We start from the raw sequence: 15,560 nt of genomic DNA, 5'->3' as shown, positions 1-15,560 counted from the left end.
TTAGCCCCGACCGAGACGCATTTCACGCTCGGCTTCAGTTAAAGAAGCGAGGAAGGAATCACGTTCAAAGACGCGAGTCATATAGCCCTTGAGCTCTTTCGCGCCGGCACCAATAACTTCAACACCGAGAACCGGCAAACGCCACAGCAGCGGCGCCAGATAGCAATCAACCAGGCTGAACTCATCGCTCAGGAAGTAAGGTTTCTGAGTGAAGACAGGCGCGATCGCCTGCAGCTCTTCACGCAGCTGTTTACGTGCGGTATCCGCTTGCGCGGCGGTACCGGTCTGAATGGTGTTCATCAACGAATACCAGTCTTTCTCGATACGCTGCATGTACAGACGACTTTCTCCACGCGCTACCGGATAGACCGGCATTAACGGTGGATGCGGGAAACGCTCATCCAGATATTCCATAATGATGCGGGATTCCCACAGAGTGAGCTCACGATCCACCAGCGTAGGTACGCTTTGATTCGGGTTGAGGTCAATCAGATCCTGAGGTGGGTTGTCCTTCTCCACGTGCTCTATCTCAAAACTAACACCTTTTTCTGCCAGCACGATGCGGACTTGGTGGCTATAGATGTCAGTAGGACCAGAAAACAGCGTCATTACCGAACGTTTGTTGGCAGCGACAGCCATGAAAACCTCCAGGTATATTCAGAATTTTTGTACTGCTACCAGCCACGCGTGGCCAGCCAGATGTAAAAACCCCATTCGCGTGAAGCCATTATTGTTTATGCCTAAAAAACAAAAAATGAACAATCACCAGCATTTGGGCAGAAAATTGGATGATAGTTTACCAGATCTTGAAGGCATTGTGGTGAGGGGATTCTGGAAATGCTGAAAAAGTGGTAAGAACAGGCGATTTCCTTGTGGATAACCGCAGGTTTATGCATAAAAAAACCCGCCGAAGCGGGTTTTTTCGCAAATTGTTCTGCATAAGCAGAAAACAATTAACGTTTGGAGAACTGAGGACGACGACGTGCTTTACGCAGACCGACTTTCTTACGTTCAACCTGACGAGCATCACGGGTAACGAAGCCAGCTTTACGCAGTTCGCCACGCAGGGACTCATCATACTCCATCAGAGCGCGGGTGATACCGTGACGGATCGCACCAGCCTGACCAGAGATACCACCACCTTTAACGGTGATGTACAGATCCAGTTTCTCAACCATGTCGACCAGTTCCAGCGGCTGACGAACTACCATGCGGGCAGTTTCACGACCGAAGTACTGTTCCAGAGAACGCTGGTTGATAACGATTTTGCCGCTGCCTGGTTTGATGAAAACGCGAGCTGCGGAACTTTTGCGGCGACCAGTGCCGTAATATTGATTTTCAGCCATTGCCTATAATCCCGATTAGATGTCAAGAACTTGCGGTTGCTGTGCCGCGTGGTTGTGCTCGTTACCCGCGTAAACTTTCAGTTTACGGTACATAGCACGACCCAGCGGGCCTTTTGGCAACATGCCTTTAACCGCGATTTCAATCACACGCTCAGGACGGCGAGCAATCATCTCTTCAAAGGTCGCTTCTTTGATACCACCGATGTGGCCGGTGTGATGGTAATACATTTTGTCTTCGCGCTTGTTGCCGGTTACAGCAACTTTTTCTGCGTTCAGAACGATGATGTAATCACCAGTATCGACGTGCGGAGTGTATTCCGCTTTGTGCTTACCGCGCAGGCGACGAGCCAGTTCAGAAGCCAGACGGCCCAGAGTTTTACCGGTCGCGTCAACAACATACCAGTCGCGCTTTACGGTTTCTGGTTTAGCTGTAAAAGTTTTCATTAAAAGCTTACCCAAATAATAAGTTACACGTTGGTGAACACCCAAACGTTTAGTCAGTTGAGGTTCACACGACATTGTCCAGCAAACCTACCCCTTCGAATAGCCTATGCCGGCACTATAGAAAGTTTTGGGAAAAAAACCTTCTTGTAACGTGGGGTCGCAAGATTATAGAGAAGTCGGGGCCAAAGATCGACCCCTTTATGTGATTTGAACCTGCTTTTTTCGACGGCGCGTTGCCGTGCGATATCCTTGTGCCCTGGCAACAGGATGCGCGGGGGAAAGCCCGCCAGTTAAGGCATATGCGGGCGTTTCAAATACTCTTCGCTTTGCATTTCCTGCAGGCGCGATAAGCAGCGCTGAAACTCAAACTTCAGTCGCTCTCCCTGATAAATGTCATACAGCGGCACCGCGGCGCTGACAACCAGCTTAACGTGCCGCTCGTAGAACTCGTCCACCAGGGCGATAAACCGCCGGGCTTCGCTTTCCAGCTGCGTCGTCATCACCGGTACATCAAATAACATGACGGTATGGAACAGGCGCGAAAGCGCGATGTAATCGTGCTGGCTGCGCGCGTCCACGCACAATGTGGCAAACGAGGCCGCCAGCGTCTGGTTTTCGACGCCTAATGTCGGGAGTGGTCGATGGTTAATTTCCAGCGTCGGCGTCTGCTCGCGTTTCGCACCCGCTAATGCCAGCCATAGTTTATCCATCTGCTGCTGCGTCTGCGCATCGAGCGGCGACAGCCAAAGGTGGGCCTGCGTCAGCGTGCGCAGGCGGTAATCAATGCCCGCGTCCACATTCATAATGTCGCAATGCTGTTTAATCGCATCGATCGCGGGCAGGAAGCGGGCGCGCTGCAGGCCGTTGCGATAGAGCTCATCTGGCGGGATGTTCGAGGTGGCCACCAGCGTGATGCCACGTGCGAACAGGGCTTTCATCAGGCCGCCCAGCAGCATGGCGTCAGTAATATCGGAGACAAAAAACTCATCGAAACAGAGAACGTCGGTTTCCGCCTTGAAGCGGTCGGCGAGGATTTCCAGCGGGTCGCTGTGCCCCTGCAAGGCCACCAGCTCTTCATGGACGCGCAGCATGAAGCGATGGAAGTGCAGGCGCTGCTTACGATCGCCAGGCAGGCTATGATAAAAAAGGTCCATCAGCCAGGTTTTCCCTCGCCCGACGCCCCCCCACATATAGAGGCCACGTACGGCAGCCGTCTCGACGGCAGGTTCACGCTTACCCAGCAGCTTGCCGAATTTTGCCCGCAGGCCGCTGCTTTGCGGCGCCGGAACGGGTTTATTCTGCAGTTCATGATAGATAGTATCGAGGCGGCTTACCGCTTCTTGCTGGACGTCGTCAGGTTGATGGCTGCCCTCTTTGAGAGCTAAAAGGTAACGCGATGTTGGGGACAGGCTTTGCATGATCTAATTGTTATTCCTTGAAAACCGTAATGCTGAAGCTCACGATTGACGAAAAAAAGGCCGTTCTACACTACGCGATGATACGCCAGGATTCCACTTCTGTGGAATTAGCGGTTATAGTGGCACTATCGGGCGCAGGCGGAGAGCCTTACAGCCACCCTACGGAACCACAAAACAACGGGAGATGTACATGACCTGGGAATATGCGCTAATTGGGCTAGTTGTCGGTATCATCATCGGTGCCGTCGCCATGCGTTTTGGCAACCGCAAATTACGTCAACAACAGGCGCTGCAGTTCGAACTGGAAAAGAATAAAACAGAGCTTGAAGAGTATCGTGAAGAGCTGGTCAGTCATTTTGCCCGCAGCGCTGAACTGCTGGATAACATGGCCGATGATTATCGCCAGCTGTATCAGCACATGGCAAAAAGCTCCAGCAGTCTGCTGCCGGATACCATGGCGGACGCAAACCCGTTCCGCAATCGTCTGGCGGAATCAGAAGCCGGCAACGATCAGGCGCCGGTCCAGATGCCGCGCGATTATTCTGAAGGCGCATCCGGCCTGCTGCGCGGTGGTGCAAAACGCGACTGATTTATCCCTGCCAGCAAAAATATTATCCGGGCGCACTCCCTGCGCCCGCCTCAACCCCACATCCCAGCTATTATTTAATCATTGACCGCATTGTTAGCCGGTTGAAAATTCAATAACATCAGGCCATTCGGGACGTTTTTCCATACACCTCAGGTTACGAGAGCCAGCAACTAATGAAGAAACAGACTTTGCTGTTGAGTGCGTTAGCGTTAAGCATCGGGTTATCGTTGTCGGTTTTACCTACGGCGACGGCATCGTTACCCACGCAGGTACCCGGCCAGGGGGCTTTGCCAAGCCTTGCGCCGATGCTGGAAAAAGTGCTGCCCGCGGTCGTGAGCGTCCAGGTTGAAGGGACCGCCGCCCCCACGCAAAACATGCCGGAAGAGTTGAAAAAGTTCTTTGGCGACAATGCGCCGCAGGAGCAGGCTCAGCCTTTTGAAGGCCTGGGCTCCGGGGTAATCATCGATGCCGCCAAAGGCTATGTATTAACTAATAATCACGTGATCAGCCAGGCACAGAAAATCAGTGTTCAGCTCAACGATGGGCGCGAATTTGATGCGAAGCTGGTCGGCAGCGACGATCAGAGCGATATCGCCCTGCTGCAATTACAAAACCCCAGCCATCTGACGCAAATCGCGATCGCCGATTCCGATAAACTTCGCGTTGGCGATTTCGCCGTGGCCGTCGGTAATCCATTTGGCCTCGGGCAGACCGCCACATCCGGCATTATTTCCGCACTCGGTCGCAGCGGTCTGAACCTTGAAGGGCTGGAGAACTTTATCCAGACCGATGCCTCTATTAACCGGGGTAATTCCGGCGGCGCGCTGCTGAACCTGAACGGCGAGTTGATTGGTATCAACACCGCGATTCTGGCGCCAGGCGGCGGCAGCGTCGGCATTGGCTTTGCCATTCCGAGTAATATGGCGCAAACCCTCGCTCAACAGCTGATCCAGTTTGGCGAAATCAAACGCGGCCTGCTGGGAATTAAGGGCATGGAAATGAGCGCGGATATTGCTAAAGCGATGAATATCGACGCTCAGCGCGGGGCCTTCGTCAGCGAAGTCTTACCGAATTCAGGTTCGGCGAAAGCCGGGATTAAGTCCGGCGACGTGATTGTCAGCATGAACGGTAAACCGCTGAGCAGCTTTGCCGAGCTGCGTTCGCGAATTGCCACGACCGAGCCGGGCACCAAAGTGAAGCTGGGCCTGCTGCGCGACGGGAAACCGCTGGATGTCGAAGTCACTCTGGATAAGAGCACCTCGTCTACCGCCAGCGCCGATCTCATCATCCCTGCGCTTCAGGGGGCATCGCTGAGCGACGGTCAGATGAAAGACGGCACTAAAGGCGTCGCCGTCGACAACGTCGATAAAGGAAGCCCGGCGGCGCAGGTTGGCCTGCACAAGGACGATATTATTATCGGCCTGAACCGCGAGCGCGTGCGCTCTATTGCCGAACTACGTAAAGTGCTGGAGAGCAAGCCGGCGGTCATCGCCCTGAACGTCATTCGCGGTAACGAAAGCATCTATCTGCTGCTGCGATAACACGCATTTCCGGACATCGCCCGCAGTGCGATGTCCGGATAACTCGTGTTATGCTGCGCATGTCCATCCATCAACGATACCGGTATCATGCCTGGAAAGTTTTTACGTTCTGTACTCATTGGTTTGATCGTCGGAGGCCTGCTTCTGGCCGTAATGCCTTCGCTGCGTCAATGGCATCTGTCGACAACAACCCAGTACGATAGCGCGGACGAGTCGCCCGCCAGCTATAATTCTGCCGTTCGCCGCGCTGCCCCTGCGGTGGTCAACGTCTATAATCGCGCGCTGAACGGTACCAGCCATAATCAGCTGACTCTGGGCTCCGGCGTTATCATGGACCAGCGTGGTTACATCCTGACCAACAAACACGTCATTAATGATGCGGATCAGATTATTGTCGCCCTGCAGGATGGTCGTGTTTTTGAAGCGTTACTGGTTGGCTCTGACACCCTGACTGACCTGGCGGTATTAAAAATTAACGCCAATGCCGGCCTGCCGGTCATCCCTATCAACCCGAAACGAGTGCCGCATATCGGCGATGTCGTCCTTGCGATTGGTAACCCTTACAACCTCGGTCAGACGATTACTCAAGGGATTATCAGCGCTACCGGTCGTATCGGCCTGAACCCTACCGGACGGCAAAATTTCCTGCAAACCGATGCATCAATCAACCACGGCAACTCCGGTGGCGCGCTGGTGAACTCGCTGGGCGAACTGATGGGTATCAACACGCTGTCATTTGATAAAAGTAATGATGGTGAAACGCCGGAAGGGATCGGCTTTGCGATTCCCTTCCAGCTGGCAACCAAGATCATGGATAAGCTGATCCGCGATGGCCGCGTGATCCGCGGTTATATCGGTATCAGCGGCCGCGAGATTGCGCCGCTGCATGCTCAGGGCGGCGGCATCGATCAGCTGCAGGGGATTGTGGTTAATGACGTTGCTCCGGATGGTCCGGCGGCTCAGGCCGGTATCCGCGCCAACGATGTGATCATTTCTGTGAATGACAAACCGGCGGTTTCCGCCCTCGAAACCATGGACCAGGTCGCGGAAATCCGCCCAGGCTCCGAAATTCCGGTGGTTATCATGCGCGATGACAAAAAAATCACTCTGCATATCGCCGTTCAGGAATATCCGGCGACCAACTGACCGACATAAAAAAACCGGAGCCGCGGCTCCGGTTTTTTTATCGCATCGCCATTTTATTTATTGACGAAATCTTCGCCCAGGGCGATATCTTTCTTCAGCGTATCGAGCATGCCTTCCAGCGCCTGTTGCTCAAAGGCGCTGAGCTTACCGAACGACTGACGCTCTTCGATGCCGTTTTTGCCCAGCAGTAACGGCTGTGAGAAGAAACGCGCGTACTGGCCATCGCCTTCAACATAAGCGCATTCGACCACGCCTTTCTCGCCCTGCATCGCACGCACTAAGGAAAGACCAAAGCGGGCGGCCGCCTGCCCCATAGAAAGCGTGGCAGAACCACCACCGGCTTTGGCTTCAACGACTTCGGTGCCGGCGTTCTGGATGCGTTTAGTCAGATCGGCAACTTCTTGCTCACTGAAGCTCACGCCAGCAATCTGCGACAATAACGGCAGGATGGTCACGCCGGAGTGGCCGCCAATAACCGGCACTTCAACGTCGGATGCGGATTTACCTTTCAGCTCAGCCACAAAGGTATTTGAACGGATGATGTCCAGCGTGGTAACGCCAAACAGTTTGTTCTTATCGTACACGCCCGCTTTTTTCAGCACCTCTGCCGCAATAGCCACCGTCGTGTTCACCGGGTTAGTAATGATACCGATGCAGGCTTGCGGGCAGGTTTTCGCTATCTGCTGTACCAGGTTCTTCACGATACCAGCGTTAACGTTAAATAAATCGGAGCGATCCATGCCTGGCTTACGGGCTACGCCAGCGGAAATCAGCACCACATCAGCCCCAACAAGCGCCGGAGTTGCGTCTTCACCGGAGAAACCTTTGATTTTTACATCGGTAGGGATATGGCTAAGATCAACCGCCACGCCCGGCGTGACCGGAGCAATGTCGTACAACGAGAGTTCTGAACCTGAAGGCAGTTGGGTCTTAAGTAGTAGGGCAAGCGCCTGGCCGATTCCACCAGCGGCGCCGAGGACTGCAACTTTCATCCTAAACTCCTTATTATGGTTAATATAGTCTTTCGTTACTCCGTCGCCTGGACCTTAATTCACAAGATGAACAATTACAATAAGTATGGTTGAAGAATGCGTTCTGGTGCGCAGCGATGCATCCGCTTCGCATTTTCATCCCTGAGACTGACCATCCAGCAAAACGTAGTACCGGATCGACTGTTGGTTACAATACACCCAGCTCACTCGGCAAAACAACATCATTCTCATAACATTTAGTTTACTTTTACAGCGATTTACGCGCTGTGATGAAGGCATGTTCCTTAGCAGGGTTATTTGCTAAAATATGCCCCCTTCATAACATTATTTACTTTATCCCCCTGCGGATTATTTGCATAAAAATTCATTACTATGCATAATGATGTTGTTTTTACCACCATAATTTGGGTGACTTATGCGAAGTTCGGCAAAACAAGAAGAACTGGTTAAAGCGTTTAAACTGCTGCTTAAAGAAGAAAAGTTCAGCTCTCAAGGTGAAATCGTCCAGGCGCTGCAGGAAGAAGGTTTCGATAATATCAACCAATCGAAAGTCTCCCGCATGTTGACAAAATTTGGCGCGGTTCGTACCCGTAACGCCAAAATGGAGATGGTCTATTGCCTGCCTGCCGAGCTTGGCGTTCCGACGACCTCCAGCCCGCTGAAAAACCTCGTGTTGGATATCGACTATAACGATGCCGTCGTGGTTATCCATACCAGCCCGGGCGCAGCGCAGCTGATTGCTCGCCTGCTGGACTCTCTCGGCAAAGCGGAAGGGATTCTCGGCAGCATTGCCGGGGATGACACCATCTTTACGACCCCGGCCAGAGGCTTCACCGTCAAAGATCTGTACGACGCCATTCTCGTTCTGTTTGAACAGGAACTCTGAGAGCCTCCCCTCTGGTTCCCACCAGAGGGCCTTTTCAAAAATATTGCATTTCTTTAACATTTAGTGTGGTTTTCGGCCTCTATACATACTTTTACCGAATGAACTCGCCGGAAGCGCACAAAATATCAAAACACCCTATCTATATGATTTTAATCGCTATATCAAACCTGAATGGCGAGTAAATGACATTTCTAATTCTTATATGTTATAAAAACGACAATTCTTTGTAATTATTTACTCATACAACCATTAGCAGGGTATTAATATTTTTGGTGATTAGTGTATACTTGATTTTGTGATGAGGGTCACGAAACGAAGAGCCCTCAATAATAAGATTCGACGAGGTGAACATCATGAAAATCAAAACAACTGTCGCTGCACTAAGCATCCTGTCTGTTCTGTCATTTGGCGCTTTCGCCGCTGACTCTATCAACAGCGATCAGGCACAAGGCCGTCAGTCAATCGGTACCATTTCCGTCGGCGCGGTGAGTTCTTCCCCGATGGATATGCATGAAATGCTGAACAAAAAAGCTCAGGAAGAAGGTGCATCTTCTTATCGCATCATCGAAGCCCGTACCGGTGACCACTGGCACGCTACGGCAGAGCTTTATAAATAAGACGTAATGATTGTCGGTTACAAACTCAATACGAATAATTTCCAGCGGCCCAGGCCCATATAAAGCCTCCCGCCGCTGCAACAAATGGTTGGAGTAAAGATTATGAAACGTTCAATGATCATCGCATCCCTGGGCCTGGCTTCCGTTCTCTCCTTCGGCGCGAGTGCCGCCGTACATCAGGTCAACGCGGAACAAGCTCAAAACCTGCAGTCGATGGGCACCATCTCTGTTTCTCAGGTAGGCAGCGCCCCGATGGATATGCGCCATGAACTGGCGGCTAAAGCCGAAAAAGAAGGCGCCAGCAGCTACCGTATTATTGAAGCCCGTACCGGCGATAGCTGGCACGCTACAGCTGAGTTGTACAAATAAACCCTCGTCGTCTTGTCCGACGACTTGCCCCCGCCCGTCGGGGGCTTTTTTATGCCTGCCTGGCGTTAAACCGTAGCTCCCCTTCCAGCTCTTCTTCCGCTTCATCAAACAGCAATATCAAGGCGCCAAAGCGCCGACGCTGCTTATCGCTTAAGTGAATAAACTCAATCTCCAGCGGCAGCGGCAGCAGACCGCCGGTTACGGCTTCCCACAGTGAGTCCAGATTGTTCACCTGCTCGCGGTTGAGCGAGAAGCTCTGTGAAAACTCACGATAGAAATCCTGCTGATCGGCTATATCATCAAAATCAAATGTATAGATAGTCATCGCCCACACCCAGTCAACATCGCGCTATTGCCACCCGCAATACTGCCCATACTTGCACGCGCCGGGGTTTCTTTCCCTGCTTCCCTGAACGAAACGCGAATATCCCCGACGATTAAGTATAGTGATAAAAAAACCGACGCTTCAGCGTCGGTTTCAGGGAGTTAGTGATTGGTGAAGGCGTACTGGTATTTTCGCAACATCTCCACCAGCCGCCGGACCGGTTCGGTCACCTGCGGCGATGCCTCCCAGGCCTGCAGTTTTTCCTGATAAACGTCCAGCTCTTCAAGCAGACGGGCGAAATAGCGACGCCGCTTATCATCGTTGCTGGCGGATATCATATGGTCCGCGGTGCGTCGCAGCTGGCGATGGAATGCCGAGAGATCTTCGTTGACCGGTACCGGAGCGTCCCGCAAACGTTGATGGGCAATAATCAGCGTCAATGCGAGGCGGAAACGGGCAATGTCATCGGGAAACTTATTCAACAGTAAGAACAGCTGCTGATAAAGCGCGGGAAGATGGTTCTCTTTGCGACGAGCGGTGTTGGTGGTCAGCGATGAGACCGCCGCCGAAACAAACTGATTCAGCAGCACGCGCCCGGTACGCTCCCGAGAGTTATCCCGCACCAGCAGAATCACCATCAGCGCCAGGAAACAGCCGACGATTTGTCCCAGCGCACTATCGAGAAACTGGCTGAACTGAAACTGCATTGGGTTGTCCAGCACCAGAATATTGATGGTGCCTGCCAACGCCCCCATCGATCCCAGCCGGCGCTTCTGGACTTCAATCCCAATGAAGAATGCCATCACCGCCAGGCTGATGCACAGCAACAGCATGCTTTGCTGCGTCGCGGGCATAATCACGAGGAAAAACAGCGCCCCCAGCGGCAGGGCTACCAGCATCCCGTAGAGGAAATCGAGCGCCACCATCCGCGGGTTCGGTAGGCGCATCGCCAGCGCGGTCACCACGGCGATCATCACCATCGCCCCGCTGCCGGAGGTCCAGCCGGTCCACAGCCAGAACAACGTACCGAGGATGCAGGAGATGGAGGTGCGCCAGAAGTTGACCATCGCATGATGACGCTCGGCGGACCCCGCTTTAATCACCACTTCATCCTGCAGCACTTCATCTTCAATCCGGCTGATTTTGGTATTGCCGACCACGCCGCGTTTCAACAGCAGATAGCGCGTCGCCGCCCCCACCCAGCTGTAGATCGTCACCGGCGTGTTGTGCTCCCCTTTCCATGTCAGAAAGCGGCGCATTCTCTTCAGCTGTCGGTGGACGTCCTGCACGGTGTCAACCGGCTCGGCAAACAGCTCGCGATAATCATCGGTCACCATTTCCGGGCGTGAATTCTGGATTAAATAGGTTTCACAGGCCTGAGTAATCAGCGTCAGGGAGATGGTGTTAATGGCCTTCAGGCGGCGGTTAACCTTTGCCCACCGCGACGACTCCATAATCAGGTTGCCGCGCATGCCTTCCAGGGCGTTAGTCCGGCGTACCAGCGCCCCCCATGCTTTGTCGACCACCTCGCTGTCGCCATGCGCCACACAAAGTTGCATCAGGCGGTACTGTTCTACCAGCAGGTTATCCAGTTCAAGATCGATCTCTTTCTTAATCGAGCGCGGGGAAAATAGCAGATCCGCCATGATGGCGCTGACAATCCCCACCACAATCTCGCTGCAACGCTCAACGGCAAACTGCGGCGCCAGCATCGGATCGGTATGAATGGTGATAATAATGATCAGCGCGGTATAGCCTGCCAGCCCCCACGCGTAGGAGTTTTCGACGCGAACCAGCGAGGAGATCCAGGTGCAGAAACCCGCCCACAGACAGCACACCAGCATCATCAGCAGCGGCGCGCGAATCATCAGAATGATTATCGCCAGCGCGGCAATACAGCCGATAAACGTCCCGACGATACGCAGCATCCCGCGATAGCGGATGGCGCCAGAATAGGGTTCTCCCCCGGCGGCGAATGCCGGACCGGCGGCAACAATAGCCGCCGTCAGCACCGCCCAGCGCGGGGTTTCCAGTTGAAAGTGGAAGCCGACGAATAACGCCAGCACCACCGCACACGCTAATTTAATGGCGAAGCGGAGGTGCCGGGGAGCAATGGTGAAGATCCCCATGGCGATTAACCAAACTCACGCAGGCGCATCGCCAGTTTCTGGAAGAAGTTCACCTGGGTTGTATCGCGGTCTTCTTTACCGGTAATCACCACCGTCGCGGTTGTCCCCGCTGGCCACAGATTGCCCTGCTGCTTATCGAGTCGAATACGGACCGGCACACGCTGCGCCAGGCGAACCCACTCAAGGTTAGAATCCACGGAAGCCATCCCTTTAGCGTCGCTGCTGCTGCTGGCGTTGGTCACCCCGGCGGCAATGCTGTCCACCGTACCTTTAATCGAGCGGCTGCTTCCCAGCGGGGTGATTTCCGCACGGTAGCCCTGACGAACCCCTTCCAGTTTGGTCTCTTCGAGGTAGGCCACCACGTAAAAGGTGTCTTGCTTAACCAGCGCCACGGCTGTGGAGCCACGGGTAATAAATTCGCCGCTGTATACGTTGAGGTTGGTCACCCAGCCATCGGCCGGCGCGCGGATAACCGTGCGTTCAAGATCGAGCTTCGCCAGATCGCGGGTTGCCATCGCTTTTGCCAGCTGATGCTCCACCGTTTGTAAGACGTTGTTGGCCTGGTCTATTTCCTCACGGGACATCGCCTGTATGCCAAGCCGGTTACGACGCCCGGCCTCGGTACGCTTTTCCTGCGCCAGGGTCTGGTAGTAAGCGACATCGGCCTGAGCTTCTTCGAGGGCTTTCTGATAACGCGGTTGATCGATCACGAACAAAACCTGGTCTTTCTTAACCAGCTGGTTATCCTTGACGTTGACCTGCGTAATCAGTCCTGACACATCCGGCGCGATCGCCACGATATCGGCGCTAAAGCGTGCGTCACGCGTCCAGGGCGATGCGGTGTAATAGACCCATGCGCGAAAAATCGCGACAAATGCGAGGATAACCAGTATCACAGTGATTGCGGTACGGAAGATATTTCTTGTTAGTGTTTTCACATCGACCTCAAACGAACAAACGCGATATCAGATAAAAAAGGCAGCAATATAACGCGGTATTAAACAGTGCAGGGTGCCAGACAAAATCATAGATGCCGGTAGGAACCAGCAGCCGATGTACCAACCAGAAAATGGCCAGCGATATTAGCAACTCAAAGAAGATCGGCGGAAATGACAAGCCGAAAATCACGATGACAGGAAACAGACTCATGATGACCTTGATAAGAAGCGTACAGGTGATATGCGTGAAGCGTTTATTATGTAGCTAACAATATAGTAACGTAACAATTGCAGCATGATCTATATTATGTGATCTAAATCACTTTTAAGTCAGAGTGAACAATGGAACGATTAAAACGCATGTCCGTTTTTGCCAAAGTGGTTGAACTGGGTTCATTTACCGCCACGGCACACCAGCTCCAGATGAGCGTTTCATCCATCAGCCAGACTGTCTCCAGACTGGAAGATGAACTCCAGGTGAAGCTGCTTAACCGCAGCACCCGCAGCCTTGGCTTAACGGAAGCCGGCAAGATCTATTACCAGGGCTGCCGACGAATGCTGTTCGAAGCGCAGGACGTCCATGAGCAACTGTACGCGTTTAACAATACGCCCATCGGTACGCTGCGCGTCGGCTGCTCTTCAACTATGGCACAAAATGTCCTCGCCCACATAACCGCTGGAATGCTGAAAGAGTACCCGGGTTTATCCGTCAACCTGGTCACCGGAATTCCGGCGCCGGATCTGATTGCTGACGGGCTGGATGTGGTGATCCGCGTCGGGGCATTGCAGGATTCCAGCCTCTTTTCACGCCGGCTTGGCTCGATGCCGATGGTGCTCTGCGCAGCAAAAAGCTACCTGCAGCAGGCGGGGATCCCGGAAAAACCGGCCGATCTCGCCAGCCATTCGTGGCTGGAGTACAGCGTGCGCCCTGACAATGAATTTGAAATTATCGCCCCGGAAGGGATCTCAACCAAACTGATCCCCCAGGGCCGCTTTGTCACCAACGATCCCATGACGCTGGTCCGCTGGCTGACCGCAGGGGTCGGGGTGGCTTACGTTCCGCTGATGTGGGCGATCGAAGAGATCAACCGCGGTGAGCTGGAGATCCTGCTGCCAAGCTACCAGTCAGATCCGCGTCCGGTGTACGCGCTGTATACCGAAAAAGACAAGCTACCGCTGAAGGTTCAGGTCTGTATTAATTCACTGACGGAGTATTTCGTCGAGGTGGCAAAAATTTACCAGGGGATGCACGGCCGGGGAATTGCCCGCTAGCGACGCGACACAAACGGCAGCGATGGCCGGTGCAGGCTGCGCCTCCGCAAAATGCGGAAGCGCATTCAGAATACTCAGGCGGTTCCGCCAACGGTAAGGTTATCGACTTTCAGCGTCGGTTGGCCAACGCCTACCGGCACGCTCTGGCCCTCTTTACCGCACACGCCGACACCGCTATCAAGCTTCAGATCGTTACCGACCATGGAAATCTGCTGCATCGCTTCAATACCGGAACCGATCAGGGTCGCCCCCTTCACTGCTTTCGTGACCTTCCCTTTTTCGATCAGGTAGGCTTCTGAAGTGGAGAACACAAACTTACCTGAGGTGATATCGACCTGACCACCGCCGAAGTTAGGGGCATAGATACCGTAATCAACCGATTCGATAATCTCCTGCGGCGTCGATTTACCTGCCAGCATGTAGGTGTTGGTCATCCGCGGCATCGGCAGATGGGCGTATGACTCACGACGGCCGTTACCGGTCGGCGCAACGCCCATCAAACGCGCATTGAGTTTGTCCTGCATATAACCTTTCAGGATACCGTTCTCAATCAGCACGTTGTATTGGCCCGGCGTCCCTTCGTCATCAACGGCCAGCGAGCCGCGGCGATTGGCAATGGTGCCATCATCCACCACGGTGCACAGTTCGGAAGCCACCAGTTCCCCCATATGGCCGCTGAACACCGAGGTACCGCGACGGTTGAAATCGCCTTCCAGACCGTGTCCTACCGCTTCATGCAGCAATACCCCAGGCCAACCGGCCCCCAGCACCACCGGCAGCATGCCCGCCGGGGCGGCAACGGCAGATAAATTCACCAGCGCCATCCGCACCGCTTCTTTCGCCCAGGCATCGGCACGGACTTCACCGTCTTCGGCAGCCAGGAAATAGTCATAGCCAAAACGACCGCCGCCGCCGCTGGAGCCGCGTTCGCGTTTACCGTCGTCTTCCACCAGCACGCTGACCGACAGACGCACCAGCGGACGAACGTCCGCCGCTAACGTCCCATCGGTCGCCGCGACCAGAATCAATTCATACACGCCGCTCAGACTGGCGGACACTTCCTGCACGCGTTTATCAGCGGCGCGAGCCGCTTTATCGACGCGGCGCAGGATATCCAGTTTCTCTTCGCGGCTCATACTTTGCAGCGGATCGATACTGGTATACAGCGCGCTGTATTCTACCGCCCCCAGGGTACGCACTTTGCCGTCGCCGCTGTCGCGCACGATGGTACGAGCCGCCTGCGCGCTCTGCTCCAGCGCCAGTCGACTGATTTGGTCGGCATAAGCAAAACCCGTTTTCTCGCCGCTGACCGCACGAACGCCGACGCCCTGGTCAATATTGTACGAACCATCTTTAATGATGCTGTCTTCCAGAACCCAGGATTCGTGATAGCTCGACTGAAAATAGAGATCGCCGTAATCCAGACGGCGCTCGGCCAACTGGCCAAGAATGGCAAAAAGATCCTGATGATTCAGGCCATTTGCTGACAGTAATTGTTCACTTACCAGGTTCAGACTCATCGTTATGCTACTCGTTTGTTGCCGCCGG

The 15,560-nt window shown here is 53.9% G+C and carries 17 protein-coding genes; 7 read left to right on the top strand and 10 right to left on the bottom strand.

The annotated features are described in order from the left end of the window. The 4 genes from sspA to zapE form a co-directional block, all read right to left on the bottom strand. Positions 1-639, bottom strand: a complete 639-nt coding sequence (gene sspA, locus GRPL_RS18660; protein ID WP_004868218.1) for a stringent starvation protein SspA — start codon at positions 637-639, stop codon at positions 1-3. Between the two features lie 314 nt (positions 640-953). Next, on the bottom strand, positions 954-1,346 hold the full coding sequence (rpsI, locus tag GRPL_RS18665) for a 30S ribosomal protein S9 (RefSeq protein WP_003025138.1): 393 nt from the start codon (positions 1,344-1,346) through the stop codon (positions 954-956). Positions 1,347-1,361: 15 nt separating this feature from the next. Then, a complete protein-coding gene (rplM, locus tag GRPL_RS18670) occupies positions 1,362-1,790 on the bottom strand; it encodes a 50S ribosomal protein L13 (protein ID WP_004868222.1) in 429 nt (142 codons plus the stop codon). 290 nt (positions 1,791-2,080) lie between these two features. After that, positions 2,081-3,208, bottom strand: a complete 1,128-nt coding sequence (gene zapE, locus GRPL_RS18675) for a cell division protein ZapE (protein ID WP_032690550.1) — start codon at positions 3,206-3,208, stop codon at positions 2,081-2,083. A 190-nt stretch (positions 3,209-3,398) separates the two neighbouring features. Between zapE and zapG the strand changes: the two genes are divergently transcribed. The 3 genes from zapG to degS all read left to right on the top strand — a co-directional run bounded on the left by zapG (position 3,399) and on the right by degS (position 6,484). Beyond that, entirely contained in the window at positions 3,399-3,797 is a 399-nt protein-coding gene (gene zapG, locus GRPL_RS18680; protein WP_004868227.1) for a Z-ring associated protein ZapG, read from the top strand. 173 nt (positions 3,798-3,970) lie between these two features. Continuing rightward, entirely contained in the window at positions 3,971-5,338 is a 1,368-nt protein-coding gene (gene degQ / locus GRPL_RS18685) for a serine endoprotease DegQ (RefSeq protein WP_032690549.1), read from the top strand. An 87-nt stretch (positions 5,339-5,425) separates the two neighbouring features. Continuing rightward, a complete protein-coding gene (degS, locus tag GRPL_RS18690; protein WP_032690699.1) occupies positions 5,426-6,484 on the top strand; it encodes an outer membrane-stress sensor serine endopeptidase DegS in 1,059 nt (352 codons plus the stop codon). A 53-nt stretch (positions 6,485-6,537) separates the two neighbouring features. Here the strand turns inward: degS and mdh are convergent, their stop codons facing one another. After that, positions 6,538-7,476, bottom strand: coding sequence for a malate dehydrogenase (mdh, locus tag GRPL_RS18695; RefSeq protein ID WP_004868243.1), 939 nt, complete (start codon positions 7,474-7,476; stop codon positions 6,538-6,540). A gap of 415 nt (positions 7,477-7,891) precedes the next feature. Here mdh and argR point away from each other — a divergent pair, with 415 nt between their 5' ends. The 3 genes from argR to yhcN-B all read left to right on the top strand — a co-directional run bounded on the left by argR (position 7,892) and on the right by yhcN-B (position 9,348). Then, on the top strand, positions 7,892-8,362 hold the full coding sequence (argR, locus tag GRPL_RS18700) for a transcriptional regulator ArgR (protein ID WP_004868245.1): 471 nt from the start codon (positions 7,892-7,894) through the stop codon (positions 8,360-8,362). Positions 8,363-8,715: 353 nt separating this feature from the next. After that, entirely contained in the window at positions 8,716-8,979 is a 264-nt protein-coding gene (gene yhcN / locus GRPL_RS18705; RefSeq protein WP_004868247.1) for a peroxide/acid stress response protein YhcN, read from the top strand. A 102-nt stretch (positions 8,980-9,081) separates the two neighbouring features. After that, the gene (gene yhcN-B, locus GRPL_RS18710; protein ID WP_004868249.1) at positions 9,082-9,348 is read left to right on the top strand and encodes a DUF1471 family stress response protein YhcN-B; all 267 of its coding nucleotides are present in this window, start codon (positions 9,082-9,084) and stop codon (positions 9,346-9,348) included. Between the two features lie 49 nt (positions 9,349-9,397). Here yhcN-B and GRPL_RS18715 read toward each other — a convergent pair whose 3' ends face one another. The 4 genes from GRPL_RS18715 to aaeX all read right to left on the bottom strand — a co-directional run bounded on the left by GRPL_RS18715 (position 9,398) and on the right by aaeX (position 12,951). Beyond that, complete coding sequence (locus GRPL_RS18715; protein ID WP_032690548.1) at positions 9,398-9,673, bottom strand: barstar family protein; 276 nt, start codon at positions 9,671-9,673, stop codon at positions 9,398-9,400. A 161-nt stretch (positions 9,674-9,834) separates the two neighbouring features. Continuing rightward, on the bottom strand, positions 9,835-11,802 hold the full coding sequence (gene aaeB / locus GRPL_RS18720) for a p-hydroxybenzoic acid efflux pump subunit AaeB (RefSeq protein WP_032690547.1): 1,968 nt from the start codon (positions 11,800-11,802) through the stop codon (positions 9,835-9,837). A 5-nt stretch (positions 11,803-11,807) separates the two neighbouring features. After that, on the bottom strand, positions 11,808-12,740 hold the full coding sequence (gene aaeA / locus GRPL_RS18725) for a p-hydroxybenzoic acid efflux pump subunit AaeA (protein WP_032690546.1): 933 nt from the start codon (positions 12,738-12,740) through the stop codon (positions 11,808-11,810). 7 nt (positions 12,741-12,747) lie between these two features. After that, positions 12,748-12,951: a p-hydroxybenzoic acid efflux pump operon protein AaeX gene (gene aaeX, locus GRPL_RS18730; RefSeq protein ID WP_004868260.1), complete on the bottom strand. Its 204-nt coding sequence runs from the start codon at positions 12,949-12,951 to the stop codon at positions 12,748-12,750. Positions 12,952-13,082: 131 nt separating this feature from the next. On the opposite strand from aaeX, the gene aaeR reads away from it, so the two are divergent. Then, a complete protein-coding gene (aaeR, locus tag GRPL_RS18735) occupies positions 13,083-14,012 on the top strand; it encodes an HTH-type transcriptional activator AaeR (protein ID WP_032690545.1) in 930 nt (309 codons plus the stop codon). A gap of 74 nt (positions 14,013-14,086) precedes the next feature. Here the strand turns inward: aaeR and tldD are convergent, their stop codons facing one another. Continuing rightward, on the bottom strand, positions 14,087-15,532 hold the full coding sequence (gene tldD, locus GRPL_RS18740) for a metalloprotease TldD (protein ID WP_032690544.1): 1,446 nt from the start codon (positions 15,530-15,532) through the stop codon (positions 14,087-14,089). Positions 15,533-15,560 lie beyond the last annotated feature (28 nt).

The sequence above is a fragment of the Klebsiella planticola ATCC 33531 genome (assembly GCF_000735435.1).
In the GTDB taxonomy this organism is placed as follows: domain Bacteria; phylum Pseudomonadota; class Gammaproteobacteria; order Enterobacterales; family Enterobacteriaceae; genus Klebsiella; species Klebsiella planticola.
The sequence above is the reverse complement of the archived record's forward strand: the minus strand, read 5'-3'. Positions and strand labels throughout refer to the sequence as shown.